Source organism: Halorussus aquaticus (assembly GCF_024218795.1).
Taxonomy (GTDB): Archaea; Halobacteriota; Halobacteria; order Halobacteriales; family Haladaptataceae; genus Halorussus; species Halorussus aquaticus.
The window spans coordinates 1,779,692-1,805,249 of the sequence record NZ_CP100400.1 but is presented as its reverse complement, the minus strand read 5'-3'; the positions used below and the strand labels follow the sequence as shown (position 1 = coordinate 1,805,249).

The 25,558-nt window shown below is 67.6% G+C and carries 31 protein-coding genes and 1 pseudogene; 9 read left to right on the top strand and 23 right to left on the bottom strand.

The features are described from left to right. Positions 1-91 precede the first annotated feature (91 nt). The gene (locus NGM06_RS09315; RefSeq protein ID WP_254266695.1) at positions 92-607 is read right to left on the bottom strand and encodes an SHOCT domain-containing protein; all 516 of its coding nucleotides are present in this window, start codon (positions 605-607) and stop codon (positions 92-94) included. A gap of 275 nt (positions 608-882) precedes the next feature. Next, positions 883-2,508, bottom strand: a complete 1,626-nt coding sequence (locus NGM06_RS09310) for a formyltransferase family protein (protein WP_254266694.1) — start codon at positions 2,506-2,508, stop codon at positions 883-885. A gap of 167 nt (positions 2,509-2,675) precedes the next feature. Here NGM06_RS09310 and purB point away from each other — a divergent pair, with 167 nt between their 5' ends. Both purB and NGM06_RS09300 read left to right on the top strand, forming a co-directional pair. Then, entirely contained in the window at positions 2,676-4,061 is a 1,386-nt protein-coding gene (gene purB, locus NGM06_RS09305; protein WP_254266693.1) for an adenylosuccinate lyase, read from the top strand. A 70-nt stretch (positions 4,062-4,131) separates the two neighbouring features. Beyond that, positions 4,132-4,572: a DUF7979 domain-containing protein gene (locus NGM06_RS09300; RefSeq protein ID WP_254266692.1), complete on the top strand. Its 441-nt coding sequence runs from the start codon at positions 4,132-4,134 to the stop codon at positions 4,570-4,572. A 34-nt stretch (positions 4,573-4,606) separates the two neighbouring features. On the opposite strand, the gene NGM06_RS09295 is transcribed toward NGM06_RS09300, so the two are convergent. The 10 genes from NGM06_RS09295 to NGM06_RS09250 all read right to left on the bottom strand — a co-directional run bounded on the left by NGM06_RS09295 (position 4,607) and on the right by NGM06_RS09250 (position 14,314). Next, positions 4,607-5,650 carry a hypothetical protein gene (locus NGM06_RS09295; protein WP_254266691.1) on the bottom strand — a complete coding sequence of 348 codons (1,044 nt, stop codon included), beginning with the start codon at positions 5,648-5,650 and terminating at the stop codon, positions 4,607-4,609. A 221-nt stretch (positions 5,651-5,871) separates the two neighbouring features. Then, on the bottom strand, positions 5,872-6,987 hold the full coding sequence (locus NGM06_RS09290) for a M20 family metallopeptidase (RefSeq protein ID WP_254266690.1): 1,116 nt from the start codon (positions 6,985-6,987) through the stop codon (positions 5,872-5,874). After that, positions 6,984-7,874 carry a diaminopimelate epimerase gene (gene dapF, locus NGM06_RS09285; protein ID WP_254266689.1) on the bottom strand — a complete coding sequence of 297 codons (891 nt, stop codon included), beginning with the start codon at positions 7,872-7,874 and terminating at the stop codon, positions 6,984-6,986. The genes NGM06_RS09290 and dapF overlap by 4 nt, the downstream gene beginning before the upstream one ends. Beyond that, positions 7,871-9,184 carry a diaminopimelate decarboxylase gene (lysA, locus tag NGM06_RS09280; protein WP_254266688.1) on the bottom strand — a complete coding sequence of 438 codons (1,314 nt, stop codon included), beginning with the start codon at positions 9,182-9,184 and terminating at the stop codon, positions 7,871-7,873. Before lysA ends, dapF begins: the two co-directional genes overlap by 4 nt. Further along, the gene (locus tag NGM06_RS09275) at positions 9,181-10,014 is read right to left on the bottom strand and encodes a 2,3,4,5-tetrahydropyridine-2,6-dicarboxylate N-succinyltransferase (protein ID WP_254266687.1); all 834 of its coding nucleotides are present in this window, start codon (positions 10,012-10,014) and stop codon (positions 9,181-9,183) included. The genes lysA and NGM06_RS09275 overlap by 4 nt, the downstream gene beginning before the upstream one ends. After that, complete coding sequence (gene dapB / locus NGM06_RS09270; protein WP_254266686.1) at positions 10,011-10,793, bottom strand: 4-hydroxy-tetrahydrodipicolinate reductase; 783 nt, start codon at positions 10,791-10,793, stop codon at positions 10,011-10,013. Before dapB ends, NGM06_RS09275 begins: the two co-directional genes overlap by 4 nt. Positions 10,794-10,854: 61 nt before the next feature. Beyond that, the gene (gene dapA / locus NGM06_RS09265; RefSeq protein ID WP_254269992.1) at positions 10,855-11,763 is read right to left on the bottom strand and encodes a 4-hydroxy-tetrahydrodipicolinate synthase; all 909 of its coding nucleotides are present in this window, start codon (positions 11,761-11,763) and stop codon (positions 10,855-10,857) included. Between the two features lie 332 nt (positions 11,764-12,095). Beyond that, complete coding sequence (locus NGM06_RS09260; protein ID WP_254269991.1) at positions 12,096-12,572, bottom strand: hypothetical protein; 477 nt, start codon at positions 12,570-12,572, stop codon at positions 12,096-12,098. 53 nt (positions 12,573-12,625) lie between these two features. Next, positions 12,626-13,204, bottom strand: a complete 579-nt coding sequence (locus NGM06_RS09255; protein WP_254269990.1) for a hypothetical protein — start codon at positions 13,202-13,204, stop codon at positions 12,626-12,628. A gap of 51 nt (positions 13,205-13,255) precedes the next feature. Next, positions 13,256-14,314, bottom strand: a complete 1,059-nt coding sequence (locus NGM06_RS09250) for a hypothetical protein (RefSeq protein WP_254269989.1) — start codon at positions 14,312-14,314, stop codon at positions 13,256-13,258. Between the two features lie 136 nt (positions 14,315-14,450). Here NGM06_RS09250 and NGM06_RS09245 point away from each other — a divergent pair. Beyond that, a pseudogene (locus NGM06_RS09245) lies at positions 14,451-15,101 on the top strand (metallophosphoesterase family protein); the annotation flags it as partial. Between the two features lie 110 nt (positions 15,102-15,211). On the opposite strand, the gene NGM06_RS09240 reads toward NGM06_RS09245, so the two are convergent. Beyond that, positions 15,212-16,480: an NAD(P)/FAD-dependent oxidoreductase gene (locus NGM06_RS09240; RefSeq protein WP_254269987.1), complete on the bottom strand. Its 1,269-nt coding sequence runs from the start codon at positions 16,478-16,480 to the stop codon at positions 15,212-15,214. Positions 16,481-16,576: 96 nt separating this feature from the next. Here NGM06_RS09240 and NGM06_RS09235 point away from each other — a divergent pair, with 96 nt between their 5' ends. Next, complete coding sequence (locus tag NGM06_RS09235) at positions 16,577-16,834, top strand: DUF5789 family protein (RefSeq protein ID WP_254269986.1); 258 nt, start codon at positions 16,577-16,579, stop codon at positions 16,832-16,834. Positions 16,835-16,877: 43 nt separating this feature from the next. Continuing rightward, a complete protein-coding gene (locus tag NGM06_RS09230) occupies positions 16,878-17,195 on the top strand; it encodes a transcription factor S (RefSeq protein WP_163522263.1) in 318 nt (105 codons plus the stop codon). A 75-nt stretch (positions 17,196-17,270) separates the two neighbouring features. On the opposite strand, the gene NGM06_RS09225 is transcribed toward NGM06_RS09230, so the two are convergent. From NGM06_RS09225 to NGM06_RS09210, 4 genes are all read right to left on the bottom strand, one after another. Next, entirely contained in the window at positions 17,271-18,074 is an 804-nt protein-coding gene (locus NGM06_RS09225; protein ID WP_254269985.1) for a formyltransferase family protein, read from the bottom strand. Between the two features lie 155 nt (positions 18,075-18,229). Then, on the bottom strand, positions 18,230-18,970 hold the full coding sequence (locus NGM06_RS09220; protein WP_254269984.1) for a tRNA (adenine-N1)-methyltransferase: 741 nt from the start codon (positions 18,968-18,970) through the stop codon (positions 18,230-18,232). After that, on the bottom strand, positions 18,967-19,359 hold the full coding sequence (locus tag NGM06_RS09215; protein ID WP_254269983.1) for a nascent polypeptide-associated complex protein: 393 nt from the start codon (positions 19,357-19,359) through the stop codon (positions 18,967-18,969). The genes NGM06_RS09220 and NGM06_RS09215 overlap by 4 nt, the downstream gene beginning before the upstream one ends. 119 nt (positions 19,360-19,478) lie before the next feature. Continuing rightward, positions 19,479-19,964, bottom strand: coding sequence for a PUA domain-containing protein (locus tag NGM06_RS09210; RefSeq protein WP_254269982.1), 486 nt, complete (start codon positions 19,962-19,964; stop codon positions 19,479-19,481). Positions 19,965-20,183: 219 nt separating this feature from the next. Here NGM06_RS09210 and NGM06_RS09205 point away from each other — a divergent pair, with 219 nt between their 5' ends. Next, the gene (locus tag NGM06_RS09205) at positions 20,184-20,354 is read left to right on the top strand and encodes a hypothetical protein (RefSeq protein ID WP_254269981.1); all 171 of its coding nucleotides are present in this window, start codon (positions 20,184-20,186) and stop codon (positions 20,352-20,354) included. Between the two features lie 16 nt (positions 20,355-20,370). On the opposite strand, the gene NGM06_RS09200 is transcribed toward NGM06_RS09205, so the two are convergent. The 4 genes from NGM06_RS09200 to NGM06_RS09185 form a co-directional block, all read right to left on the bottom strand. Further along, positions 20,371-20,868 carry a LabA-like NYN domain-containing protein gene (locus tag NGM06_RS09200; protein ID WP_254269980.1) on the bottom strand — a complete coding sequence of 166 codons (498 nt, stop codon included), beginning with the start codon at positions 20,866-20,868 and terminating at the stop codon, positions 20,371-20,373. 82 nt (positions 20,869-20,950) lie between these two features. Further along, complete coding sequence (locus tag NGM06_RS09195) at positions 20,951-21,592, bottom strand: metallophosphoesterase family protein (protein WP_254269979.1); 642 nt, start codon at positions 21,590-21,592, stop codon at positions 20,951-20,953. A gap of 118 nt (positions 21,593-21,710) precedes the next feature. Then, positions 21,711-22,406 (bottom strand): metallophosphoesterase, encoded by a 696-nt coding sequence (locus tag NGM06_RS09190; RefSeq protein ID WP_254269978.1) that lies wholly within the window; start codon positions 22,404-22,406, stop codon positions 21,711-21,713. A 103-nt stretch (positions 22,407-22,509) separates the two neighbouring features. Beyond that, entirely contained in the window at positions 22,510-22,935 is a 426-nt protein-coding gene (locus NGM06_RS09185) for a putative toxin-antitoxin system toxin component, PIN family (RefSeq protein WP_254269977.1), read from the bottom strand. 125 nt (positions 22,936-23,060) lie between these two features. On the opposite strand from NGM06_RS09185, the gene NGM06_RS09180 reads away from it, so the two are divergent. Then, entirely contained in the window at positions 23,061-23,843 is a 783-nt protein-coding gene (locus NGM06_RS09180) for a DUF7839 domain-containing protein (RefSeq protein ID WP_254269976.1), read from the top strand. Here NGM06_RS09180 and NGM06_RS09175 read toward each other — a convergent pair. Both NGM06_RS09175 and NGM06_RS09170 read right to left on the bottom strand, forming a co-directional pair. After that, complete coding sequence (locus NGM06_RS09175; protein ID WP_254269975.1) at positions 23,827-23,985, bottom strand: hypothetical protein; 159 nt, start codon at positions 23,983-23,985, stop codon at positions 23,827-23,829. The genes NGM06_RS09180 and NGM06_RS09175 overlap by 17 nt on opposite strands. A 247-nt stretch (positions 23,986-24,232) precedes the next feature. Continuing rightward, a complete protein-coding gene (locus NGM06_RS09170; RefSeq protein ID WP_254269974.1) occupies positions 24,233-24,802 on the bottom strand; it encodes a J domain-containing protein in 570 nt (189 codons plus the stop codon). 139 nt (positions 24,803-24,941) lie between these two features. Between NGM06_RS09170 and NGM06_RS09165 the strand changes: the two genes are divergently transcribed. Both NGM06_RS09165 and NGM06_RS09160 read left to right on the top strand, forming a co-directional pair. Further along, positions 24,942-25,319 carry a DUF7344 domain-containing protein gene (locus NGM06_RS09165; RefSeq protein ID WP_254269973.1) on the top strand — a complete coding sequence of 126 codons (378 nt, stop codon included), beginning with the start codon at positions 24,942-24,944 and terminating at the stop codon, positions 25,317-25,319. Next, positions 25,295-25,477 (top strand): hypothetical protein, encoded by a 183-nt coding sequence (locus NGM06_RS09160; RefSeq protein WP_254269972.1) that lies wholly within the window; start codon positions 25,295-25,297, stop codon positions 25,475-25,477. The genes NGM06_RS09165 and NGM06_RS09160 overlap by 25 nt, the downstream gene beginning before the upstream one ends. Positions 25,478-25,558: the final 81 nt, after the last annotated feature.

Below are 25,558 nucleotides of genomic sequence, written 5' to 3'. Positions count from 1 at the left end.
GCTTCGCCGCATCGTCAACCCCCGCGCACCGTCAGCGTGCCGAAGTATCACTCGAAAGAACAGCCACCTCGAAGAGGAGCGCCGAGACGACTCACCGCTCGAACTCGTACTCGGTCGGCGTCGGTTCGTGTCGGGCGCGCTCGTCCTCGACGCCCTCCTCGTTCATCAACTCCTGCAGTCGGCGCTCGTACTCCAGTTCGGTTATCTCGCCGTCTACATACTCCTGCTTGAGCGCCTCGATGCGTTCCTCGGCCGTCGGTTCGAAGCGCTCGGACAACCCGAGGCGTCGGGCCTCCGAGGAGTAGCGTTCGAGGAGTCGGGCGAACCGAGCGAGGCGGTCGTTGCGGGGGACGGAGGCGCTCCGGACCGCCGCGACGGTAAGCCCCACGAGTAGGAAGAACGAGAGCATCCCCACCAGCGCCGACGCGACGAGATACGGCGCGACGGCTTCGAGGAGGACGAAGACGAGCGGGGTCCCTGCCGGGGGCGCGGCGAACGCCGAGAGCGCGGCCACGAGTCCGAACCCGACGATGCTGACGAGCGCGAACAGCGAGAGCAGAAACCCGCCGCCGAGCAGTTTGACTTTCGGGTCGTCTGCGAGTCCCATCACGCGTTGGTTTGGGTCGGTCGTACTTGAATCTCGTCCTCTCGTGGAGGACGGGACTGTTATTTCGGAACCATCGCCCGTCTAAAAACGCCCGAGTGCCGATAGTTGCGACGAGACAGTTGAGGTGAAGACTGTTTCAAAAGCCCGCGACCGAGCGGTCCCTTTCTCCCACCCACGGTGGCTGTTCTGTCGGGCGAAATCGGTGGCGTAGTCGGCGGGGCGGAATCGGCGGTTACTCCGACTCTCCCGAACTTTCGGTCCGTACTCGCTGGCGGTCAGTCGTGTCTGAAGCACCGGTTCCCGGTGAACACCATCGCCATGTCGTGCTCGTCGGCGGCCTCGATGACGTCGTCGTCGTTGACGGACCCGCCGGGCTGGATGACCGCTTCGATGCCTGCCTCGGCCGCGGCCTCGATGGCGTCCGGGAAGGGGAAGAAGGCGTCCGAGGCCATGACTGCGCCCTCGGCGGACTTGCCCTCGGCGTCCTTCTCGGCCTTCATCTTGGCTATCTCTACTGCGTCCACCCGGGAGACCTGCCCCGCGCCGACGCCGACCGTCTCGGTGCCGTCGGCGAACAGGATGGCGTTGGACTTGACGTGCTTGATGGTCTGCCACGCGAACAGCAGACTCTCGTACTGGTCGTCGGTCGGTTCTCTCTCGGTGACGACCTCCAGTTCCTCGCGGGTCGGAGCCTGCAGGTCGCGCTCCTGCACGAGGCGGCCGCCGACGAGGTCCTTCTCGGTGGTCGTCTCGGTGATTTCGCCGAACGCCTCCTCGCGGCCCACGTCCAGCACGCGCAGGTTGTCCTTCTCGAAGAGCGTGTCGAGGGCGTCGTCGGTGTACCCGGGCGCGACGACGACTTCCTTGAACGAGTCGATAATCTGCTCGGCGGTCGCGCCGTCGCACTCGCGGTTGAGCGCGACGATGCCGCCGAAGGCGCTCTTGGCGTCCGTGGCGAGCGCCCGGTCGTAGGCCTCGGCGAGCGAGTCCGCGGTGGCGCATCCGGCGGGGTTGGTGTGCTTGATGACGGCGGCGGCGGGCCGGTCGAACTCCTTGACCAGATTCAGCGCGGCGTCGGCGTCGTTGTAGTTGTTGTACCCCATCCCCTTCGCGCCCTCGTTGCGTTGGGGGGCGTCCACGACGCTGGCCTCCTCGCAGGTCGCGTCGCCGTAGAGCGCGGCGTCCTGATGCGGGTTCTCTCCGTACCGGAGGTCGGCCGCGCGGTCGGCGGTCTCGACGCGGCGGGCCGGGAACTGTCCGTCCTCGTCGCCCTCGACGCGGACCGACCCCGCCTCCGCATCGACAGTCAGTTTGTCCTCGGCGAACCACCGGACCGCACGCGGGTAGGCCTTGAACTCGCCCTCGTAGAGGACGCGCTCTTTCAGGTCGCTCTCGTCGTCGCCCTCGTACACCGGAATCGGTTCCTGCGTGACGACCGGACCGGCGTCCACCTCGTCTTCGACCACGTTGCCGTCCCCGTCGGTGGCGTCGGTGACGACGTGGACCGTGCAACCCGTGGTCTTCACGTCGGCGTCGAGGACCTGCGCGTGGGCGTCCGTGCCGGGGAACGACGGCAGGAGCGAGGGGTGGACGTTCAGGGTCAGGGGCGTCTCGTCGAGGAACGCGTCCGAGAGGATGCGCATGTAGCCGTCGAGACAGACGAGGTCGAAGTCGTAGTCCGCGAGGGCCGCGACGACGCGCTCCTCGTGGTCGCGCCGCGACTCGTCGCCGTCGCGCTCGACGGCTTCCGTGGGAATCCCGCGCTTCTCCGCGGCCTCCAGCACGGGCGCGTCCGGGTCGTTGGTCAGGACGACGCCGACTTCTGCGCCGCCGGGAGACCGGTCGGCGAGGTGCATCAGGTTCCGTCCGCGGTTACTGGCGAGTCCAGCGATGCGTGTCATGTTCGAAGCCGCGCCGTCTCAGCAGAAATGTATTGCGATTGCGTCCGAAGGAGTATGCACGAATGAGCATATTTTTGGCATTCAAAGGTGTTTTGGTGCCGGTAGTATGCACGACCGTGACGACTTCGACCGACACGCTTTTGCCGCCCGACGGGGCAGATTTCCACATGAATCCCCTCTACGCCGTGTCGCCGCTGGACGGCCGGTACGCCGGTCGGACCGAACCCCTGCGCGAGTACGCGAGCGAGGCCGCGCTGATGCGCGCTCGCGTTCGGGTCGAGGTGGAGTATCTGGTCGCGCTGGCCGACCTCGACGCGACGCCGCTCCAACTGGACGACGCGGACCGGGACCACCTCCGGGACCTCTACGAGGCGTTCGACGAGGAGGACGCCGAACTCGTCAAGCGAATCGAGACCGAGGGGTACGGCGACTACGCGGCGACCAACCACGACGTGAAGGCGGTCGAGTACTTCGTCCGCGAGAACCTGCCGGAGGGCGCGCAGGACGCCTCCTCGTGGATTCACTTCGCACTGACCAGCGAGGACGTGAACAACCTCGCCTACCGCCTGCTGGTGAAGGGGGCCGTCGAGGACGTGCTCCTGCCGCAACTCCGCGAGATTCGGGACTCGCTCGCGGACCTCGCCCGCGAGTACGCGGACGTGCCCATGCTCGCGCGGACCCACGGCCAACCCGCGACCCCGACTACGTTCGGCAAGGAGATGGCCGTCTTCGCCTCCCGACTCGCCCGGGCAATCGGTCGCGTGAAGGACGCCCGCGACGGACTACAGGGCAAGATGGCGGGCGCGTCGGGCACCTACGCCGCCCACGTCGCGGCCTACCCCGACGTGGACTGGCCCGCGTTCGCCCGCGGGTTCGTCGCGGGACTCGGACTGGAGCAGGCCCCGCTGACCACGCAGGTCAACCCCTGCGACGACCTCGCGGAACTGTTCGACGCGCTCCGGGGCGCGAACAACGTCCTGCTCGATTTGGACCGCGACGCGTGGCGCTACGTCAGCGACCGCTACCTCGGGCAGGTCGCCGCCGAGGGCGAGACCGGTTCGTCGACCATGCCCCACAAGGTCAACCCCATCGACTTCGAGAACAGCGAGGGCAACCTCTCGAAGGCCAACTCGGACCTCGTGTTCCTCGGCGACTACGTCACCAGTTCCCGACTCCAGCGCGACCTCTCGGACTCGACGGTCAAGCGCAACGTCGGCGCGGCGTTCGCCTACTGCCTGCTCGGCTACGTCAAGTTGCGGGACGGACTCGGGAAGGTCGTCCCCAACGAGCAGGTCATGCGCGAGGACCTCGAAGCGACCCCGGAAATCATCGGCGAGGCGGTCCAGACAATCCTCCGGCGCGAGGGCCACGACGACGCCTACGAGCGCGTCAAGGACCTGACCCGCGGTCGTCGCGTGACGCTGGCGGACTTCCGGGACCTCTTCGAGGAGTTGGACGTGGACGAGGCCACCCGCGAGGAACTGCTGGCCCTGACGCCCGCGGGATACACGGGCGTCGCCAGCGAGATGGTCGGTTCGCTGGACGACGAGTAGCGAAGGCCGGGGACCTCCGAACGTCCTTCCCGACGAAAGCGATATATAATCCGAGATACATTCCCGGGTCGTGAGCGATACCCTCCACTTCGGTCTCTTCTTCCTCGGCATCCTCCTGTTGACCGGGGCACTCGTCGTCGGCGTCGGGGCCTTGGAGTACGAGGTCCAGTCGCAGGGGACCGCCGCGACGATTCCCGAGGGCACCGAGTCGGTCGTCGCCTACGACGACCTGTCCGAGCGCGACCGGCGGACGGTGGACCGGGTACTCGACGGCGAGCGTCTCGTGATCCGGAACCCGAGCGACCTGCCGGGTCCGCGCAAGAAGAAGGGGAAACTGGTAGTGGAGCGCGGGGACGACCTCCATATCGTCACCCGACGACTGTTCTTCAACTGGCGGACGACGTTCGGGGCGAGCGCGGTAGCGATGGCGCTGGCCGGAATCGTCGTCGTCAGCGAGGCCGTCCGCCGCCACCACTTCCCGGGCCGCACGGTGTTCTGGACGACTCGGTGAGGGTGGGAGGCGGACCCGTTCGATTCCGCCGTGTTCAGTAGTTCACCTTGAGGTGGAACGTGTGCTTGAGGTAGTAGGTGTCCGAACTCCACCCGCCATCGTAGAAGGTCCCCTTGGAGACGAGGTCCATCAGGTCGTACTGGCCGCTCCCGGTGGCCTCTTGGTCTATCCAGCAGGAGCTACCGGGCTTCATGCCGTTGGTGTTCCGGCGGGCGGCGTCGGTGTTGAACTCCTCGTTCCACGTCGCGTAGTTGCCGCTCGGACTCGACTCGTCGATGGTCGTGACCGCTGGCTGGGTGTAGCTCCACCCGAGCGACGCGCCGCTCGTCCCGACCGAGACCTTGATGCTCTGGCTCCCGTCGTGGGTTCCGAGCGGGTCGTACTCGTCGAGGTCGGCGTTGCCCATGTCGTTCTGGCTCCAGTCGTGTTTTGGTTCGCCGACGTCGTTGACCCATCCGGAGTCGTACTTCTGCGTGCCGGGTTCCATCACGAAGAAGTGCTTGACGGCGTAGGCGTCCTGCGCAGAGTCGCCGTCGCCGTCCAACTGCTTGAGGTCGAGGTTGTTCGTGACGCATCCGTAGGGGTCCGAGCAGAAGTCGGCCTCGTCGTGAAGCACGTCGTTCCACGAGGCGCTCTGGGTCGCGACACCGTCCGCGGTGGCGGTCGAGGTGCGGTCGAATGCCGTGGCGCGCCGGGCGGCCTTCCCGTGGAGTTTCGCGGCCGACTTGGCGTCGCCCGCGACGCCGGTGTACTGGCGGGGAACGCCGTTCGCGTCGATCTTGTAGGAGTACGAGACGATGGTGCCGTCCTCGGGGTCCGGGTTCGAGACGGCGGGCGTTACGTCGAAGTCGCCGCCGCGGGCGTTGTACTCCGCGCGAGCGGTCCGACGGACCTCCTCGATGCGGTCGGTGGAGATACCGTTCGAGAAGTCGGCCTTGGCGACGTGGGCGTCGCTCTCGGGCGGACCGCGAGCGGACGCCGCGCCCGCGGTAACCGTCGCGCCGGTTAGCGCCACGCCAGTCGCGCGCAGGAACGTTCGACGGTCGGTACAGTTCGAGTGAGACGAATCGTCTGTCATGCTACGCCACCTCATTCACTCCCCTGAGAAATATAATTAACTACTAGTGTTATTGCAATAATGACTCTTCCGGACCTCCGGACGACTCACCGAGTCGGACGTATCGGTGACGGAAGCGGAGCGGACGAAGGAGGCCCGGTCGCAGAGATACCGGTAACTGGCCTCGAAACTCGATGGCCGGTGTTAACTCAGAAAACCAACGGTCGGGACGGCTACCCGACTCAGCACAGTAGCGTCGCCAGCGTCGCTTCGACGGCCTCGCCAGCGCGCTCGACCTCCGCGAGGCGGACGTACTCGCGGGGCGAGTGGGCCACCGCGCCCTCGTCGTCGGCCAGCGACCCCGGCCCGAACACGACCGTCGGCGCGACCTGCGCGAAGTACGACGCCTCGGTCGCGGCACCGAACGGCCGGACCGCGCCGCCGCTGGCCTCCCGGAGCGCCCGGACGACCGGGTCGTCTTCGGGCGTCTCGAACGCCGCCAGAAACGGGGTGTCGCGCTCGGCCAGCGCCACTTCGACGCCGACCGCCGCCGGGGCGCGCTCTCGGAGATGTTCGGCCAGCGCCGACCGGAACCCCTCGGCGGTCTCCGGCGGCACGCTCCGGCGGTCTACGACGAACGAACACTCCGCGGGCACCTGATTCGTCGCGGTGCCGCCCTCGATTGTCGTCGGCGTCAGCGTCGGCGCACCTAACTGCGCACTGGGGTCGGGGGTGTCCTCGCGCTCGCCGAAGTCGTCGAGCGCGGCCAGCAGGTCGCCCGCCGCGCGGACCGCGTTGACGCCGGACTGCGGTTCTGCGGCGTGGGCGTTCGCACCCCGGACGGTGACGGTCGCCTGAAACCGGCCCTTGGCGGCGTTGCACACGTCGAGTTCCGTGGGTTCGCCCACGACGACGGCGTCCGGGGCCGGGTCGAAGTCGAGGGCGGCCGCGCCCGTCGAGTTCGTCTCCTCGTCCGGCGTGACCGCGAGGGTCACGCGGCCGTGCTCGGGGGCGGTCCCGAGGAAGGCCGCGAGCAGCGCCGCCAGCGGTCCCTTCGCGTCGCAGGACCCCCGGCCGCGGACGATATCGCCTCCGCCGTCAGCGCCGCCACCGCCGCTGACCCGCTCGAACTCGACGTGGGGCGGCACGGTGTCGATGTGAGTGTTGAGGACGACGTGTGGTCCCTCGCGGCCCGAGTCCCGGACCGCCACGGTGTTCCCGGCGTCGTCTACCTCGACCCCGCAGTCGGCGTCCGCGGATTCGAGCGTCTCCACGAGCAGGTCGCGCATTTCGGTCACGTCCTCGTGGGAGGGCGTCTGCACCGCCGCTTCGAGGAACTCGACGGGGTCGAAGCTCATGCTTCCGAGACGCGCCGCGGTTCCGGCGTGGAGGCGACCTCGCCCTCGAACTCGCGCTCGGTCGGACCGGTGAGCGTCGCCCGCCCGTTCCGGAAGCCGACTTCGAGTTCGCCGCCCGGCGGGAAGACGGACACGGGGTCCTCGTCGGTCCGTCCGAGTCGTCGGGCCGCGACGCCGATGGCGACCGCGCCCGTCCCGCAGGACCGGGTCTCGCCCTCCACGCCGCGCTCGAACGTTCGCTGGTCGAACCCGCCGTCCGCGCGCTCGGATGCGAACGTGACGTTCGCGCCCTCGGGGAAGACGTCGGCGTGACGAATCGCGGGCGCGACCGCGTCGAGGTCCACGTCGTCCACGTCCTCGACGAACGCGACGGCGTGGGGGACGCCGGTGTTGACCGCGGTGAGTTCCATGCCCTCTGGGGCTTCTGCCACGTCGGCGTCGATGAGCGGGTCTTCGCGGTCGGACGCGAGCGGCACGTCGCCGGGCGCGAACGAGGGTTCGCCCATCTCGATGGTCACTTCGTCGCCGCGAATCTCGGCCCGGCGAGTTCCCGCCTGCGTGTCGAGCATGATGGCGTCCGCGCCGGTTCGCTCGGCGGCCCACTTGGCCGCGCACCGCGCGCCGTTGCCGCACATCGCCGCGGTCGAACCGTCGGGTTGGACCAGCGTCATCACCACGCGGGGCGGCGAGAACTGGGGTTCGAGCGCCAGAAACAGTGTCCCGTCGGCACCGACGGACTCGTCCGTCGAACCCCCGGCGACGCTCACGCCGTCGTGTCTGTCGCACACCTTTCGGGCGAACGCCGCCCTGTCGGGGACGTACTCGTCCGCGTCTACTACTACGAAATCGTTGCCAGTGCCGTGAAACTTCTCGTACTCGATGCTCATGCTTGGTCCTCCGGTTCGACCGCCGTCACGTCCGCAATCGTTTCGCGCCGTCGCGCCACTCGAACGTCGTCGCCGTCGAGGACGACCGACGCCGGGCGCGGGCGGGAGTTGTACTGGTTCGCCATCTCGTAGCCGTAGGCCCCCGAGTTGCCTATCGCGAGCAGGTCGCCGCGTTCGGGGTCTGCCAGCCAGTGGTCGCCGAAGGTGTCTGCGCTCTCGCAGACCGGTCCGGCGACCGTCACCTCGCGGTCCGGGCGACGCTCGGCGTCGGCCGATACGTTGCGCATCTCGTGGTGGGCGTCGTAGAGCGCGGGCCGGGCGAGGGTTGTCATCCCCGCCCCGACGCCGACTACCGCGCCGTCGCCCGCCTCCTTGACCGTGTTGACCGCGGTCAGCAGGACGCCAGCGTCGGCCACGAGATACCGGCCGGGTTCGACCGCGAGGGTCGCGTCCACCTCGCCCAGCGCCTCGCGGGTCGCGGCCGCGACGGCGTCGAGGTCGAGGGGGTCCTCGTCGGGTCGGTAGGGGACGCCGAACCCGCCGCCGACGTCCACGAACTCCAGTTCGACGTCCTGCGACTCGACCTCGCGCGCGAGGTCGCCCATCCGCGAGACCAGTTCTCGGTGGGCCGAGAGGTCCTCGCCGGAGATACCGCTTCCGGCGTGGGCGTGGAGACCGACCACCTCGAAGCGCGCGGTCGCGTCCTCTGCGAGGTCCGCGGCCCGGTCGTACGGCACGCCGAACTTGGCGTCCGCGCCGGTGGCCACCTTCTCGTGGTGGCCCGCGCCGACGCCGGGGTTGACTCGCAGGCAGATGCGGCCGTCGTACCCTCGCTCGGCGAGTCTGTCGAGGGTGTCGGCCGCGCCCACGGTGATCGTCAGGCCGGGGTGGTCGTCGGCGAGTCGGACCGCCACGTCGAGGTCGCGGTCCGGCGGGTTGACCGCCGTGTAGTGGACGCGCGACCCCGCGACGCCTGCTCGCGGGTCGTCTCTCCCCGCTCGCGCGTCCGAGGCGCATTGCGCCTCGCGAGCGTCGAGGACTCTGGCGAGTTCGCCCGCGGACGCGCACTCGATGCCCGCGCCCTCGTCGGCGAGCGCTCGCAGGACCGGCCGGGCGGTGTTGGCCTTCGCGGCGTAGTACACCTCGGCCTCCGGGAAGGCGTCGGCCATCCGTCGGTAGTTCTGCCGGACGCGGTCCAGATCGAGGACGTAGAGGGGCGTCCCGTGGTCGTCGGCCAGCGCCCGGAGTCGCTCGGCCGACCAGTCGGCGAGTCGTCGGACCGCCGGGTTCCGGACCGTCGCGGCGCTCATTCTCGCAGGGCCTCCTCTCGCTCGACGCCTTCGAGGGTCGTCTCCTCGACGTCCATCGCCACGACCGCGGGCTTGTACGCCCCGCCCTCGAACAGGTCGTGGTCGCCGACCGACGACTCCACGAACCGGGTGAACGCCCGGCGCTCGGGCGGCAGGCGGCCGTAGACGACCTCCTCATCGACGAGGTCGTAGACCGGGATGCGAGGCGTGAGCAGGGTGTTCTCCGCGACCACGCTGTTCTCGCCCACGACGAACCCCGAGGTGACTCGACAGCCAGCGCCGAGCGACGCGCCGTCCTCCACGACGACGGGCGCGTCCTCGACCGGTTCCAGCACGCCGCCGATGAGGGTGTTCGCGCCCAGCTTCACGTCCGAACCGATTTGGGCGCACGACCCCACGGTGTCACAGGAGTCCACGAGGGTACCGTCGCCGACGTGCGCGCCGATGTTGACGAAACTCGGACTCATCATGATGCAGTCCGACCCGAGGTACGCGCCGCGTCGAATCACGGTGCCGTCGGGGGTGTTGCGGGTGCCCCGGCCGGGCAGGTCGTCGGTCTCGCGCAGTGGCAGCACGTCGTGGTACGTCACGTCGCCGTACTCCCGGCCCTCGATGCCGCGCAGGCCGAAGTTGAGCAGGATGCCCCGCTTGACCCACTCGTTGGACTCCCACTCACCGCCGCGCTTCTCGGCGGCCCGGACCTCGCCGGTTTCGAGCGCGTCGAGGAACGCTTCGAGGACGGCGTACGCCTCCTCGCCCGCGTCGGCCGCGGTGAGGTCGCCGTCGTCGTATCGATGCCACAGGTCGTCTACCTCAGTTTCCAGACTCATGCGTCTCCCTCCACTACGTCGGCAAAATCGTACCATCCGGGGTCTCGTTCGGCCAGCCAGACCGCCGCGTCCAGCGCCCCCTCGGCGAAGACGCCCCGGTCCTCCGCTCGGTGAGTGAGGCGGACCTCCTCGTGGTTGCCCGCGAGCAGGACCTCGTGTTCGCCCGTAATCGTCCCGGCGCGGCGGGCGTGGACGCCGATGTCGCCCGCCTCGCGGGGAGCCTCGCCCTCGCGGCCGTGGACGCGCTCGCCGGAGTCGCCGTCTCGCGCGCTCTCGATTCGGTCGAGAATCGTCTTGGCGGTGCCGCTCGGCGCGTCGCGCTTCCGGTTGTGGTGAGTCTCGGTGACCTCCACGTCGTAGCCCGGCAGGTCGGCGACCGCGGACTCGATTGCCGAGAGCAGAGCCTGCACGCCCCGGCCGAAGTTCGACGCCTTCAGCACGGGCGCGTACTCGGCGAGTTCGCGGAGCGCCGCCTCGCCCTCGTCGTCGAATCCGGTGGTGCCGACGACGCTGGCGACACCGGCCTCGGCGGCGACCGCGACGTAGTTCTGACTGCTCGCGGGACCGGTGAAGTCCACGATTACGTCCGGGTCGCGTTCGGCCACCAGTCGGTCGAACTCGCGGGCGGGTTCGACCGAGACCTCGCCGACGGACTCGTCGTCCGCGGGGTCGCGGTTGACGGCGAAGGCGACGGTCACGTCCTCGCGGGCGCTGGCGGCGTCGAGGACCGCCCGGCCCATCTGGCCGGTCGCGCCCGTCACTGCGACTGCTACGCTCATCGTCGTCTCTGTGGTCCGGTCGGTCGTCTCTCGATTCCCGCCGGTCGTCGCTCGGTCTCGGTCATGGCTGTACCTCAGTCGGTTCCCCCTCTAACTCTCCGAGGATACCCGCAAGTTCTGCGCGGTGGTCCTCCGAGAGGCGAGTCAGCGGCGAGCGCAGGTGCGCCGGGCCGTAATCCCGAATCTCCATGGCCTCCTTGACCGGGATGGGGTTGGTCTCCTCGAACAGCGCGCGGACGAGGGGCGCGAGTTCCTCGTGGACCTCGCGGGCCTCGGCGAAGTCGCCCGACAGCGCGGCCTCGACCAGCGCGACGGTTCGCTCGGGTTCGACGTTCGCGGACACGCTGATGGTGCCGGTCGCGCCGAGCGAGAGCATCGGGAGCGTGAGGAAGTCGTCGCCCGACAGCACCGAGAACGCCTCGTCGCGGGTGCGCTCTATCACGTCGCCGATTCGGTTCAGGTCGCCGCTGGCGGCCTTGTAGCCGACGATGTTCTCGTGTCGCGCGAGCGAGGCCGCGGTCTCGACGGCGATGTTGCGGCCCGTCCGCGAGGGGACGTTGTAGAGTATCTGGGGCAGGTCCACCTCGTCGGCGATAGTGCGGTAGTGACGCTCCATCCCCTCGGGTTCGGGCTTGTTGTAGTACGGCGAGATGAGCAACAGCGCGTCGGCCCCGGCGTCGGCCGAGCGCCGGGAGAGTTCGAGGGCCTCGCGGGTGTTGTTGCTCCCGGACCCCGCGATGACGGGCACGTCCACGGCGTCGGTGACCGCTTCGACCACCTCGACGTGTTCGTCGTGGCTCAGGGTCGCGCTCTCGCCGGTCGAACCGACCGCGAGGAGACCGTCCACCCCGGCGTCTGCGAGGCGCTGAGCGTCAGTTCGGAGTTGGTCGAAGTCGATGCTGTCGTCTGATTCGAAGGGGGTCGTCATCGCGGGGTAGACCCCACTGAAGGGTTCGTCGGTGCGTGTCATGTTACGTTGTGTTCGGGACTGGTCGGCGCGCGGTGCAAAACGAGGACGGCCAACGACGGGTCGCCACGCCGCCGAGGACCTGTTAGTAACCGGGTTTTGTGCGTTTCAGCCCCGAAAAACCGACCGACCCACCGCTGGCCGAGCGAACGCGAGTGGCCGCAGCGGGGTCGGAGTGCATATGCGTGACACTCACCTCCGGGGACTTAACGCTTCCGTTGGGTGTAGTACCTGCGAGCCAGCGGTGGTCCAAACTGTCTTCCAACAGAAGGCTGGCGTTCCGCCGCCCCGCCTCGTTTAGGCCTGCCACCGTCGCTCCGCAGGCCGAGTCGCCCCTACTCTCGGCCGTCGCTCACGAGCGACTCGTCCAAGTCGTCGCTGGCCAGAAGTCGCGGAACTAACCCTCGGTACGAGGGACGGAGGAGGCCCGCTATCGGAACGATGATCTCGTCCGTGATTCCCTCCTCGAGATGTGACCGGAAGTCGGCGGACACCGCATCGTACCCGTGTTCCCTCCACCGCTCTATCGCGGATTCGAACTCCGACTCATCGCCTTCGACTATCGTGAGGAACTGGCACTGAATGACCCCCGTCGGTTCGCCCGACTCCTCGATTCGCGTCTCGGCGACGTTGCTCTCGTAGAGTCGCACTTCGAGTTCGAAGGGCGTCACGAACGCTCCAATGTCGGTCTCGTACTGCGGGTTGCTACTGTGAGAGATTCCGAACTCCGTCCGTGCGGGTCGGGTCTGGCCCGGAGAGATTTCCGAGAGAGACAGGTCCAGGTCCGTGATGTGATACTCGGTCGGTCTCATTTGTCACCCGTCATGGAGCGTCGTTCTATCCGCGCGACCGATGGCCGTGCCGATTACCCTCTGCTGTTCAGGCGCGTCTCGTTTTCGGTAACCGACTCGCCGCGCCGACTCGTCGACACCCGCTCCGAGGACCAACTGGTCTCGGTTCGAGGAGTGTCGGTGTCGAACTCGGCGGTGTCGAGAACCGCCTGCTCTCGTTCTAGAAGCAGATCGGCCAGACTGCGTATCTCGGTTTTTCCGACCCTATCCTCGACGAGGTACTCCGCCGTGGCTTCCCGGGTCCGTTTGGGTAAGTCGAACGGCGAAACGTTCTCTTCGGTGCTCAACCGTTCCCGAATCCTCGTGCGAGTGGCCTCGACGTTCGGTGCCCGTCGGACGACGAGACTCGCTAGCTCCCCGAATAGCTGCTGATCGTCGAGCGAGAAACGCGTCTCCACGTCGAGAATATCGTTGTCGAGCGCTTCGAGGTAGTCGCGAACCGCTCGTCGGAGCTTCCGTCTCGTCGCCGTTTCGAGCGCCGCTTCGTCGCGTTCGGTTTCCGAACGAGGTCGCTTTCGCTTTCGCGCGTACTGCACCCACTCTTCGCCCTCATCACTGAGGTCGACCGTTATCGTGGGTTCCTCGTCCGACATAAGTAACTCTCTTGCAAGCACATTTCTCTCCTACAGTCTTATAGGTTTTGTTCAAATCCAGTTGTCGCCGAACGTCTCCGCTACGTCCGCTCTCCAGTCGTCCGGGAGTTCGTCCGTCCGCCCGACGACGTAGTTCACGACCCCCTCTATCGCCTCGGCGAACTCGTACTCCTCGGCGGTCAGCGTCGCGTACCAATCCGCAATCCGAGAGAAGCCGGGGTCGTCCGTGACGCGTTCGTTATCGTCGGCCAGATGTCGAACTGCATCGACGTAACACCGATGTTCGGCGGTCGTGAAGGAGTCGTTCGCGGTAAAGAACTCGAACAGTGAAGTACGGGTTCCATCGACGACGAGATATATCTGGTCGTGGGCGACGCTCCCGAGTTCGTCGCCGAAGACGCGGTACTCGTCGTCGCGTTCCGCGGGAGTCCCGTCTTCGCGATATTTGGCGAGGTGGTCCGCCGCGATGGCGACGGCGGTCCGCGGGAGTCGAACCTGCAACACGAGCGGACTGTAGTGAGACGTGAACGCTTCGGACGCGGTGAAGTTCTTCAGTACGCTCGCGGGGATTTCGTAGGTCCGTTCCGTCTCCGCGCGAAGTGTCCGAGCGACGAGTGTCCCGGCGTGACGCGAGAGTCCACGATAGACGGTCAACTCCCGGCCTACCGTTCGGTCGAGGAACGCCTGCGTTACGCAGTAGATATCTCCGGCGACCGCTCGGTGAGCGGGGTCCGTCCTGTACGACGGCGGGTCCTCGCCCCGAACGTCACACTCGACGTCGAACGTCTGCTTGAAGAGGTGTTCGTGATGCTGTGGATACCCGTGTTTCGGATGCGAGGAAACTTTCCATCGGTAATGGGGGTCGAGGACGGGACAGACGTTCTCGGCACCGTGAACGTCACCGAGGGCACCCAGAAGACGGCACTCCTGGTCGAACGGGAGCGTTCGGTACGTCGCTCGTCTGTCGATCCGCTCGCAGAACTCCGAACGGTACTCGAGTTCGTCCAGATCGGTGAGGTCGAGACCGTACTCGGCTTCGTAGTCTGTACAGTCAGTACAGTCGAAGCGCCGAGGGAGACCGCCATCGGAGCGTTCCTCTGTGTCTGGCACGGTTCTGTGATTTCGTCCGTAACGACGCCGCCAGACGTATCTTTATGTTACGATGTTTGTCGGTTAAACGACTCTCGTCCGGGCGGACGTTCGACCGCTCTCCCGAGAGTGGGTTTTATCTTTCCGACCGCCGAAGCGGGGAGTAATGCTCGTTCTCGGAGACGCCCACGCCGACGACCCCGACAATCGGCGCGCGCTGTTCGCCGCCTATCGGGACGCCGACGCGGAGGTGGCGTTGCAGTTGGGCGACCTACTCTACTACGACCTGCCGATTCCCACGTACTTCATCGCCGGTAACAACGAGGACTTCGACACCATCGACGCGCTTCGACACGGCCGCCTCGACAGTTCCGACGTCACGAACGCCTTCCTGCTGTCGGACGAGGCGGTCGAAATCGACGGCCTTCGAGTCGCCGGTCTCTGCGGTAACTACGCGCCGACGCAGTTCGAGCGCCCCCGCCCGAACCTGCAGGGCGAGCGCAGGCGACACTTCGTGCGGGGGGACGTGGAGCGCCTGAAGACCGTCGAGGACGTGGACGTGCTGTTGACCCACGAAGCGCCCCACGGCCTGCCGGTCGCGGAGTCCTACGAGGTCGGTTGCGAACACGTGGACGGACTGCTGGAGGCGCTGGACCCGGACCTGTGTCTGGTCGGCCACCACCACGAACACGCCGAGACCACCTACGGCGACACTCGCGTCGTGAGCGTGGCCTCCGTCGAGAAACGCTACTACCGACTCGACCCCGAGACGCTGGAGTTGAGTTCGTACCCGACGCCGTCGGCGTAACGCTCCGTTCTTCCGGTACCCCTTCCGTTCTTCCGGAGTTCCGTCTCTCCGAGCGGCGTCTCCGCGTTGCTCTCGGACGATGACGAAGGCCAGTCGGCGGCGCCGTGCCGTCAGCGGTCCAAGTCGAAGTCCTCGGCGACGCACCGCGCGGCCCTTCGACCGCTCTCCATCGCGGCGTTGAGCGACGAGGTGTCGGTGTACTCGCCCGCGAGGTAGACCGGACCGTCGGGCGCGCGCACGTCCGGCAGTCGGTCGTGAACGCCCGGCGGTTGGGCGAACTGCGCGAACTCGATGCGACTGGTGTGGAGCGGTTCGAGGTCGAGACGGCGCTCGGGGTACCACGAGTTCAGCGTCCGGGCCGTGCGCTCGGCGAGGGCCTCGTCGTCCTCGTCGGGCACGCCGAGGTAGGTCGCACTCAGGAGGTTGCGGTCCTCCGGCGCGTACTCGGGCGCGACCGCCGAGAGTTGGGCGACGTGGTTCGGCCCGGACGAGTCGGCGTTGAGCAGGAGACGCGCGCCCGTGTCGAGTTCCGACCCGTCGAGGGCGTAGTACTGGGTGACACAGCCCTTGGCGTCGGTGGGAACGGACTCGACGCCCGTCAACTCGCGGGCCTGCTTGGGGTCGGTGGCGACCACCACGGCGTCGGCGGTGGTCGAGTCCCTACCGACTTCGATTCGGGGGTCGCTCGCGTTCGGGTCGAGGTCGGTCACCGTCTCGTCCATCAGGAGTTCGGCCCCGGACTCGCGCGCCGACCCGGCCAGTTGCTCGGCGATAGCGCCCATCCCGCGGGCCGGGACCGCGATGTGTCCGACGGTCAGCATCTTGAAGGTGTACTCGAACACCCGCTTCGAGGTACCGAGACTCCGGTCGAGGGTGATGCCGCCGTAGAACGGGGCGGCGAAGTTCGTCACGAACTTCTTGGAGAACCCCCGGTCGCGGAGGTACTCGCGGGTAGTCCGGTCCGGACCGCCTGCCATCTCGCGCTCTGACTTCTCGGCGAGTTCCCGCCGGAGTCGGAGCACCCGTAGCTTGTCGCGCACGGTCACGTCCCGATTGAGGAGCGTCTCCAGTGCGGCGTCCACGTCGCGGAAGGGGTCGGCGAGGGTCGAGCGCTCGCCCGGTCGGGCCACCACCGCGCCGGGTTTGAACTGCCGGAGGTCGAGCGCGTCGTAGTCGAGTTCCCGCCGCGCCGCCGGGTAAGCGGTGAAAAGCACCTGAAAACCGCGGTCGAAGACGAACCCGTCTCTGCGAACCGAACGCACCCGACCGCCGGGGTCGTGGTGGCGTTCGTAGAGTCGCACGTCCGCGCCCGCGTCGGCGAGGTGGCGCGCCGCGACCAGTCCGGCGAGTCCACCGCCAGCGACGACGACTTCGGTCATGGTCCGGCGTTGGGTCGCGCGCCACAAAGTCTCTCCGTTCCGAGAGGTGGTCCGTCGCGGAAACGTATAAGGAGCGGGTCGTCGTAGCCCGGTCGCATGACACGGCAGGTCAAACTCAGCCGCATCGAGACCGCGCTCTCGGAACTCTCCTACCCCGTCAGTCGCGACGAGGCCGCCAGCCAGTTCGAGGACGTGACGCTCACGCACGCCAACGGGGAGTTGAATCTCGGCGACCTCGTCGCCGACACGTCGGCCGAGGAGTACGAGTCTGTCGAGGACCTCTCGACCGAAATCGAGAACGTCCTACCGCGGGACGCCGTGGGCGAACCCTATCAGTCGGAGGGAGAGGGGTAAAGCACGCCGCTTAACTTGCCGCGTCGGCTACGGCGAGACAATAATGGAGTTCTGTGACGAGTGCGGTTCGATGATGAAAGCCGAGGACGAACTGTGGGTCTGCGGAAGCTGCGGCAACAAGACGCCGAAGGACCCGGAGGCCAACTACGTCGTGACCGAGGACCAAGAGGCCAGCGAGGTCATCGAGACGAACAAGGGCGACGAGGAGAGCGCGCTTCCGACCACCGACGCACACTGTCCCGAGTGCGGGAACGACCGCGCCCGGTGGTACATGCAACAGATTCGCGCGGCGGACGAGAGCGAGACGCGCTTCTTCATCTGCACCGAGTGCGAACACAAGTGGCGCGAAGACGACAACTGAAGCTCACTTTTTGCTGCACTCGGTCGCGCGAGCCTTCGGCCCGCTGTGAGGTAGTTCGTCGAGAGCCTCAATCTGCTACCCCACGACGTTCCGAATCCGGCCCTTCCCCTCCTTGACGACGTACTTCAGCACGTCGCCGCCTTCGGGCAGCGAGTAGAGGTCCCCGAGTTCGTCGGGCGACCGGGGTTCGACGCCGCGCGCGACGTTTCTGATGCCCTTCACCAGCACGTCGTCGGAGACCGCGAAGAGGCGTCGCCGGACGCCGGACCACGTCGGGGCGTCGGCGATGTCCACCGGTTCGTACGCGACGATTTCCCCGCCGTCGAGCGTCTCCGAGAGTTTCTGCAGGGTCACGCCCGCGGTGTCCTCGTCGTGGAGGTACTCCCAGAATCCCGAGGGCATCCCCCGATACTCCCTGAGGTCGCCGTGGTGGAAGCTCAGGACGCCGTAGTCGGGCGCGTCGAGAACGTCGCCCTTGAGGATGCCGAAACCGAACCGGACGGCGACGTCGGCCTCGCCGACCGTCTCGACCGCGTGGTCGGGCAGGACGTTGCCGAAGTCGGGCGCGGGGTCGGGTTCGACCGCCAGCGCCTCGGGGTCGCCCAGTCCCTCGATGTCGGCCACGTCTCGGGGTTCGCGGTACGCCGGGAGGTCGGTGAACTGGAACGCCGCGCCGACGGGCGTCCAGAGGGGGTACTCCCGCGCCCGGTCGAGGTAGTGGCCGAGACCGCCGTCGCTCCCGGCGACCGACCCGGTACTCCGGACGACGTGGCTGACCTCGGCGTCGGTTCGGGCGAGCATCGCCTCGACGGCGCTGGCCTGCCACTCCGGAACGTCGGTACCGCGGACTAACAGCGCGACTTCGAGCGAATCGGACATGGAGTTGTCGTCGTCACGACGCCTCCGAGTGGCTTTGTTATGCGGCGACTGACGCTCGCAAGTGTCGCCTACGGAAAAACAGGCCGCCCTTGGGCGGGCGGTGTCCGGCGATTCGCCGGGGAGGTGTCGAAACGTCGGCCGGGTCGTTCGACGACTCAGGGCCGACGCGCGAACGTCAGGTATCCGGTGTGACCGACGCCCGCGGTGGACGGCCGCGAGCCACGGTCGTCGAAGTCCATCCGACGCTGGATGGTTTCGAGGGTCTCCACGTCGGCGAGACCGGCCTCGCGGGCCGACTCCACGACCTCGCGGGTGTGTTCCACGAACGGCGAGTAGACCGCGACGAACCCGCCTCGGACCAGCAGGTCCGGCGCGTGAGCGACGACCTCGGGCGCGTCCTCGGTGTCGAGGGTCAGCACGTCGAACTCGCCGAGCGCGTCGTCCTCGCTCGCGTCGGCGATCTCCTCGGTCACGTCGCCGACGCGCACGTCCACTCGGTCGGCGACGTCGGCGAGGTCCATGTTCCCGCGGGCCACCTCGGCGAACTCGGGGTCGCGCTCGAAGGTAGTCACGTCCGCGCCCATCCGGCCGAGATAGCCCGAGAGGACGCCCGTCCCGGTCCCGGCGTCGAGCACGCGGTCGCCGCTGGCGACGCCGGTGTGACCGACGATGAGACCCACGTCGCGGGGCATCATCGGCGCGCCGGTGCGCTCGAAGTGGTTGAACAGGTCCGGACCGCGCAGGGCGCGGACCTCGAACGGTTCGCCGAGATGGGACTCCAGCGTCTGGCCGGGTTCGACGTCTTCGGGAACGTCGACGACGCCGAGGTCGGTCTGGAGTTCCTCGCCCGGTTCTCGCAGGTACTCCCGGTCGCCGTGAACCAGCAGGACCGTCACTGTAGCCGCTCGACGGCGGCCGCGAGGTCGCCGTCGGTGGCTTCCAGCGCTTCGCGGGCGTCGTCCTCGGTCGCGCTGGCCTGCTGTGCGACGAGTTCTACGTCCTCGTCGGGGATGCCCCCGCTCTCGTCGCTCTCGTCGCCGGACTCGACCGCGGTGGCCCCGCCAGCGTCGCCCTCGGTGGTCTGGGGTTCGCCGACGACCTGATAGGTCTCCTGCCCGCGGGCGTCCATCACGGTGATGTCGGGGTTATCGAACACCAGTTTCTCGCCGTCGCTCTTGGTGATGACGACCTCTTCTGCGTCGAGTTCGTCCACGTCGATACCCATCTGCTTCATCATCTGTTGCATCTTGCGGGGATCGAGTCCCCCGCCGCCTCCTCCGAACATACGTGAAGCGTCGGAACGCGAGGGGATAAGCGTGTTGGAGCGAGTCGAAAATGGGGTCGGAGGGGCCGTCGGAAGGCGTCGGGACGCCCGTCGAATCGAGTGTCGGGTGGCGGGACGAATCAGTCCGCGTCGTCGCCCGCGCCCTCGCGGACCATCACGGCCATCCCGGTGTCGAAGTCTGTCATCGCGTCGGCAGAGAGTTCGGCCCGGCCGACGGCGAGCAGCGACCCGTCCTCGTGGACGACGACGACCTCGTCGCCGGGTCGGACTTCGGGACCGGCCGCGGCGACGAACTTGGCGAAGACGTTCTTGCCGTCGCGGACGAACGGTTCGCTCTCGTCGCCGACCACGACTCGACCCGCGGGCGGTTCGAGCGCGGCCGCGACTCGGCGGCCGCCTTCCAGTCCGAGGGTGAATCGCCCGTCGGTCCCGTAGGTCACGACTCGTCCGGCGTCGGCGACGACCTGCTGTGGTCGCCCCGACGAGGACCGCTTGACCTCGGGGTCCTCGCTCTCGGGGAACAGCGTCTCGCCGACGCCCGACCCGAACTGGTAGTCGGCAATCGTACGGAGTCGGGGGAGGTCGTCCGTCTCTCCGGAACTCATTTGCCGGACGTTCGCGTCGCCCGGCGAAAAGCCTTCGTTCTTCGGTCGGTAGGCAGGGAGCGGAGTCCGAGACCCTATCGCTTCGAGACTGATACGCACAGACACCGTCACCAGTTAGCACGAATCATGGCAGAGGAGGCCAATTTTAATTATTAATCACATTGGTTCCCGGGGGCTACGGTTTGATTTATTACCTTGGAGCGGCTACGAACCACCACGATGAAAGCAAAGTTCGGCGTCGCGCTCCTGATCGTCGCGGGTGCCGCCATCTTCGCCGTCGCCAGTCAGCAAACGTTCACGACCTACGTCGTCTCCGCAATCGCGGTCCTCGGTCTCGCGGCCGGGGCGCTCCTGAGCGGAGTCGGCGGCGAAGAAGGTCGGCCGGTCTGAAAGACGCTCTTTTCGGTTACAGCAGGAACGTGTCGGGTCGCTCGGACATGTCGATGAAGGCGTCGGCCGCCTGAATCAGTTCGTCGGACGTCGATTCCTCGAAGCTAGTGACTTCCGTGCGCACGCCCTCGTGGCGGAGGTGCGAGCAGAGTCGCGAGAAGTCGCCGTCACCCGTGCAGAGGATGACGGTATCGACGTGGTTGGCCAGCGTCACCGCGTCGAGACTCATTCCGACGTCCCAGTCGGCCTTCTTCGACCCGTCGCCGAACGTCTTGAGTTCCTTGATCTTCGTCTCGAACCCGATGTCGGCGAGCGCCTCGAAGAATCGCTCCTCGTCCGGGCTATCCGCCTGAATGACGTACGCGATGGCTCGCGTGAGTTCCCGGTTCTGAACCGACTTTTCGAGGACCGCGGAGTAGTCGATGTTACGGCTGTAGACGCTCTGGGCCGTGTGGTAGAGATTTTGAGCGTCCGCGAGGACGGCGACCCGCTGGTGCGGATGTATCTCGGTCATACGCCAAGATTGGTACCCCCTACGATAAAAAGGTCCGCACAACCCCACCGCGACGATTCGCTCGCGGAGAGCGACTCGGCGCTCACTCCGCGGGCGTCGCGCGGTCGGACAGTTCGAGCGTTTCGGGGTCGAGTCGGTAGTAGCGTTCCCACGCTGGCGCGAGACTCACGACGCGGGTGTCGCCGTAGGTGGTCTCGGCGTGTTCGTGGTGGTGGCCGACCAGACACAGGTCCGGGTCCAGCGCCTCCAGCAGTTCGTCGATTCGGTCGCATCCGGCGTCGTAGCCGTAGTATATCAGGCCGTGGGGCGCTTCGTGGGTCAACAGCACGTCCACGTCCTCGACGGTCTTCAGGCGCTCCACGTCCTCCCTGACGAAGTGTCGCCTGCGCTCGCCCGTCAGGTCGGCGCGCGACTCGTCGTACTTCGTCGGCGCGTCGTTACCCGTCAGCCCCGCGACGCGCAGGCCCGCGACCTCGGCCGAAGTACTCGCAAGCAGGTTGGCGTTCCGGACGGTCGTTCCCTCGGGGTCTTCGCCCGCTCGGAGGGCGTCGATGACGTCGAAGTCCTCGTTGTTGCCCCCGACGAAGTACGTCGGAATCGGCAGGTCGTAGTGGAGCAGGTCGCCGGTCTGGAGCGCGACGTCGTCGCCGGAATCGCGGTAGGCCGCGAGCAGCGCGCGCCGTTCGTCCGGGTCGTCGGCGTGGGCGTCTCCGAGGACGAGCATCGGTCGGTAGTCGGCCGGAGCGAGGGTAAACGCTGTGGCTCGCGGCGCAGTCGGGGTCCCGTCGGTCCGCTGGAACCGCAGTCACCGCAGTCAGTCGCCCGAGGGGAGAAGCGGAGACTCAGAGTAGCCGACGGAACTCGCCCAGCGGCGGGAACGACAGCGTCTCCTCGCTCTCGTCGTCCCAGACCACCGGGCGGAGCGCGTCGGCGTCGGTCACGACCGGGGTCTGGAAGTCCCGCGTCCGCATCCCGTTGACGGTCGTCCCGGGCGCGAGGCGGTTGAACGCCGGGAGGACCACCACGTCCGCGCCGCGGAACGTCTCCGGCCCGAACAGCAGGCAGGGGTGGCGCTTCCCCTCGATTTCGATCGCCGGGTGGTCGTGACCGACGACGTAGCGGGCCGCCTCGGCCTCCGGTTCGGCGTGCCCGTGGTGGACGACGGTGTCGCCGACGCTGTACTCGTCGCGCGCGGAAACCCCCTCAGCGTCGAGGACCGAGTCCAGCATCGAGTCGTGGTTGCCCCGGACCGCGACCAGTCGCGCCCCCGTCGCTTCGACCGTCTCGCGGAGCGCCGCCACGGTGTCGGCGACGCCCTCGGGAACCCGGTCGAAGGCGTGGAGCAGGTCACCGGCGACGACGACTTTCCCGGGGTCGAACGCCGCCAGCAGGTCGGCCAGTCGCTCGGTCAGGTCGGCGCGCTCGCCGAGGGGGAGTTCGACCGCCGAGGCAGCGTCGCGGCCGACGTGGAGGTCGGCGACCACCAGCGCGTTCTCGTCGGGGAGGTACACCGCCCTGTCGCGGAACTGGGCGTCCATCGGCGCGTCGTTGGGGCGCGTCGGTCTTCGGGATTGCGGTCCACCGGCGGTGTCCGTCCGACGGTCGGAACACCCCCGGCGAGACTGTCCCGACCTGCCGCGCTCACGAGAGGTCGGCGTGGCGGTCGAGGAACGCCTCTCGAGTGAGGACCGCCACGCCCGCGATGCCGTCGAGCGCGCGGAGGTGGTAGTCGTCGGAGACCACCGCGTCCGCGGCGGCCGCCACCGCGCACTCGAGAACGGCGTCGTCGTCGGCGTCTTCCGCGGCGTCGATGCGGACCGCGGGTTCGACCACGCGGGCGACGGCGACCACGCGCTCGACCGCCCGCAAGCGGCGCTCGGGCGCGCGTGCGGACAGCGGCAAGTGGTCGTAGCCGAGGACCGCCGCGAACTCCCGGAGGAGTTCGGGCGAGACCGCCACCTCCGCGACGCCCGACTCCGCGAGCGCGACGCAGAGCGAGGGTTCCTCCGGAAAGGCGAGTTCCGCCACGAGGACGTTGGTGTCGAAGACGACGGTCGGACGCGACACGGCCGAGCGTACGCGCTCGGTCGTCGAAAACCTTGACGAACCCGGCGGGTCGAAGGCGTTTCGGGTGCGAGCACCCGCGACCGACCGCCGGGGATTTATGTTCGGCGTGGCCGAACTTCGCACACATGGCCGACGTACTGGAGAACAAACGTACCGCGACCCGATTTCGCATCCTCGCCGAAATCGCCGAGCGCCAACCCGCGGTGAGTCAGGGCGAAATCGCGGAGGCGGTCGGCGTGACCAGTCAAGCCGTCAGCGAGTACATCCGAGCGCTGGTCGAAGACGGACTCGTCGAGAAGGAGGGCCGGTCGCGGTACACCGTCACCAAGGAGGGCGTCGATTGGCTCCTGCAGGAGGCGACGGACGTGCGTCGGTACGCCGACCACGTCACCGACGACGTCCTCGGAAACGTGCAGGAGGACGCCGCAATCGCGACCGGCGACGTCTCGGAAGGCGACTCCGTGACGCTCTCGCTCCGCGACGGTCTCCTCCACGCGACCCCGGGCGAAGAGGGACCGGCGACCGGCGTCGCCACCACCGACGCGGAGGCGGGCGGAGACGTCGGAGTGACGGGGTTCGAGGGCATCATCGACTTCGACCCGGGCACCGTCACCATCTTTCAGGTGCCGCCGGTTCGTTCGGGCGGGTCGTCGGTCACCGACGCCGAGACGCTGACCGACGCCTGCGAGTCGGCCGACCTCGTCGTCGCCACCGGCGTCGAGGCCGTGGTCGCGCTCCGACGGGCAGACGCCGACCCGGCGACGACGTTCGCCGCGGGCGAAGTGGCCGCCGAGGCGGCGGGCAGGGGTCTCGACGCGGTGGTCGTCTCCACCGCCGACCATGTGGGCAGAGTCACCGACGCGCTCCGCGACGCCAACGTCGCCTACGAAGTCACGGAACTCGCCTGATTCCGAGGACGATAGCCGTCGCGCCCCCGACGACGTAGACCAAACTGCGGAAGTTCTCGCCGCCGGAGTCGGTGAACGAGACGATGAGCGACGCCACGGCGCTGGTGAGACTCACGCTGCCGAGTCGGATGAGCGTCTTCACGACCTTGCGCCTCCCGGCGGTCTCGACCGCCCGCTCGGCCTCCTCGGTCGTGTACCCCGCCCGGAGAACGCCGACGTGGCCCGAAACGACGCGACGTCGGGCGAGAGGCCGGTCATCCGGAGCGCGACCGAGCCGATTCGGACGATGAGCAACGAGAGCGCGAAGATGACCGGCAGCGAGAGTACGGGATATATCGCCACCATGGCGGGGAGTATCGGCCGAACGTCGGGTAAACGTGGTCGCCGCCCTAGCTCACCCGATTCTTCGCGGCGGTGTACGCCTCCCTGACCTGCTGGAACTCCTCGCGGTCACCGCCGTGGTCGGGGTGGACCTCCTTGACCTTCCGGCGGTAGGCGCTCTTGACCTCCGAGAGCGTCGCACCGTGGGAGACCCCGAGAACCGCGAAGGCGGCCTCGGTCGGGTCCACGCGGTCGTCGTCCTCGGCGAGGTCGGGCGTCTCGAAGGGGAGACGGTCGCCCAGATGCATGCCGGGCATCTCGTGTTCCACGAGGACGGCGTACGTCGGCGAACGCTGGATGCGGAAGTAGGCCCGAGCGTCGAAGGTGATGGCCACGTCGCGCTCGGGGAGGTAGAACGCCACGTGCTGGCCCTCCACGAAGTGGTCCTCGGCGAACTCCTCGCCGATGGCGGTGAGATACTGCCGGATTTCGACGCGGCGTCGGCCCTCGCCCGTGGTGTCGGTCGCGTTCGACGGCTGGTCGGGGTAGAGTCGCGCCCCCGCGACGAAGATGACGCCGATGACGACCCCGACTGCGACCGAGAGCCAGAGACCGACGACCAGCCATTCGGGTAGCACGCGCGGTCGTACGGGCCATGAGATAAAGAAACTCTCGCCGTTCGTTCCGCGACCGTCGGTCCGGAATCGGGGATAACATTAATGTTCGTCGGCTGAGATTGCCAGAACAGCATGTCACCTCGGTATCGGCTGTAGTAGTATGACAGTTCAGGACCAGACATCGGACCGCGAGGGCGAACTCGAACCCAGCCAGATTCACAACGTCCTCCGGAACGACCGACGCCGACACGTGATTCGGCATCTCCGAGACGAAGGTGGGCCGATTTCGGTGGACACGCTGGCCGAGCACATCGCCACGGTCGAGACCGGCGAGTCACCGCCGCCCCGCGACGTCCGCAAGAGCGTGTACGTCTCGCTGCACCAGACGCATCTCCCGAAACTCGACGAACTCGGCATCGTGGACTACGACCAGCGCGAACAGGTGCTCGAACTCCGGGACCGCGCCGAGGAGGTCGAAGTGTACATGGAGGTCGTCTCCGAGGACAACATCTCGTGGGCGACGTACTATCTCGGGTAAGTCTCCTCGGAGTCGTCACCCTCCTCGCGGTCCACTTCGAACTCCTTTTCGTCTCCAAGTTCGGCGTCGCGTTCTGGTCGTGGTACTTCTTCGCTCTCGTGGGACTGTCGGCGACCTATCACTGGTACACCGAGCGAAAACAACGAGTCGTCGGGTAACTGGTCCTCGGAGCGTCGGGGACGCTACCGGTCGAAGCTCCTTGCCGAAGCGACCGTTTAGCCGCCATTCTGCACACTCTC

Excerpts from the sequence above, each read along its gene's own strand:
- NGM06_RS09315 (WP_254266695.1), bottom strand. The coding sequence starts at position 607 with ATGGGACTCGCAGACGACCCGAAAGTCAAACTGCTCGGCGGCGGGTTT.
- NGM06_RS09310 (WP_254266694.1), bottom strand. The coding sequence starts at position 2,508 with ATGACACGCATCGCTGGACTCGCCAGTAACCGCGGACGGAACCTGATG.
- purB (WP_254266693.1), top strand. The coding sequence starts at position 2,676 with ATGAATCCCCTCTACGCCGTGTCGCCGCTGGACGGCCGGTACGCCGGT.
- NGM06_RS09295 (WP_254266691.1), bottom strand. The coding sequence starts at position 5,650 with ATGACAGACGATTCGTCTCACTCGAACTGTACCGACCGTCGAACGTTC.
- NGM06_RS09290 (WP_254266690.1), bottom strand. The coding sequence starts at position 6,987 with ATGAGCTTCGACCCCGTCGAGTTCCTCGAAGCGGCGGTGCAGACGCCC.
- dapF (WP_254266689.1), bottom strand. The coding sequence starts at position 7,874 with ATGAGCATCGAGTACGAGAAGTTTCACGGCACTGGCAACGATTTCGTA.
- lysA (WP_254266688.1), bottom strand. The coding sequence starts at position 9,184 with ATGAGCGCCGCGACGGTCCGGAACCCGGCGGTCCGACGACTCGCCGAC.
- NGM06_RS09275 (WP_254266687.1), bottom strand. The coding sequence starts at position 10,014 with ATGAGTCTGGAAACTGAGGTAGACGACCTGTGGCATCGATACGACGAC.
- dapB (WP_254266686.1), bottom strand. The coding sequence starts at position 10,793 with ATGAGCGTAGCAGTCGCAGTGACGGGCGCGACCGGCCAGATGGGCCGG.
- dapA (WP_254269992.1), bottom strand. The coding sequence starts at position 11,763 with ATGACACGCACCGACGAACCCTTCAGTGGGGTCTACCCCGCGATGACG.
- NGM06_RS09260 (WP_254269991.1), bottom strand. The coding sequence starts at position 12,572 with ATGAGACCGACCGAGTATCACATCACGGACCTGGACCTGTCTCTCTCG.
- NGM06_RS09255 (WP_254269990.1), bottom strand. The coding sequence starts at position 13,204 with ATGTCGGACGAGGAACCCACGATAACGGTCGACCTCAGTGATGAGGGC.
- NGM06_RS09240 (WP_254269987.1), bottom strand. The coding sequence starts at position 16,480 with ATGACCGAAGTCGTCGTCGCTGGCGGTGGACTCGCCGGACTGGTCGCG.
- NGM06_RS09235 (WP_254269986.1), top strand. The coding sequence starts at position 16,577 with ATGACACGGCAGGTCAAACTCAGCCGCATCGAGACCGCGCTCTCGGAA.
- NGM06_RS09230 (WP_163522263.1), top strand. The coding sequence starts at position 16,878 with ATGGAGTTCTGTGACGAGTGCGGTTCGATGATGAAAGCCGAGGACGAA.
- NGM06_RS09225 (WP_254269985.1), bottom strand. The coding sequence starts at position 18,074 with ATGTCCGATTCGCTCGAAGTCGCGCTGTTAGTCCGCGGTACCGACGTT.
- NGM06_RS09215 (WP_254269983.1), bottom strand. The coding sequence starts at position 19,359 with ATGTTCGGAGGAGGCGGCGGGGGACTCGATCCCCGCAAGATGCAACAG.
- NGM06_RS09210 (WP_254269982.1), bottom strand. The coding sequence starts at position 19,964 with ATGAGTTCCGGAGAGACGGACGACCTCCCCCGACTCCGTACGATTGCC.
- NGM06_RS09205 (WP_254269981.1), top strand. The coding sequence starts at position 20,184 with ATGAAAGCAAAGTTCGGCGTCGCGCTCCTGATCGTCGCGGGTGCCGCC.
- NGM06_RS09200 (WP_254269980.1), bottom strand. The coding sequence starts at position 20,868 with ATGACCGAGATACATCCGCACCAGCGGGTCGCCGTCCTCGCGGACGCT.
- NGM06_RS09195 (WP_254269979.1), bottom strand. The coding sequence starts at position 21,592 with ATGCTCGTCCTCGGAGACGCCCACGCCGACGACCCGGACGAACGGCGC.
- NGM06_RS09190 (WP_254269978.1), bottom strand. The coding sequence starts at position 22,406 with ATGGACGCCCAGTTCCGCGACAGGGCGGTGTACCTCCCCGACGAGAAC.
- NGM06_RS09180 (WP_254269976.1), top strand. The coding sequence starts at position 23,061 with ATGGCCGACGTACTGGAGAACAAACGTACCGCGACCCGATTTCGCATC.
- NGM06_RS09165 (WP_254269973.1), top strand. The coding sequence starts at position 24,942 with ATGACAGTTCAGGACCAGACATCGGACCGCGAGGGCGAACTCGAACCC.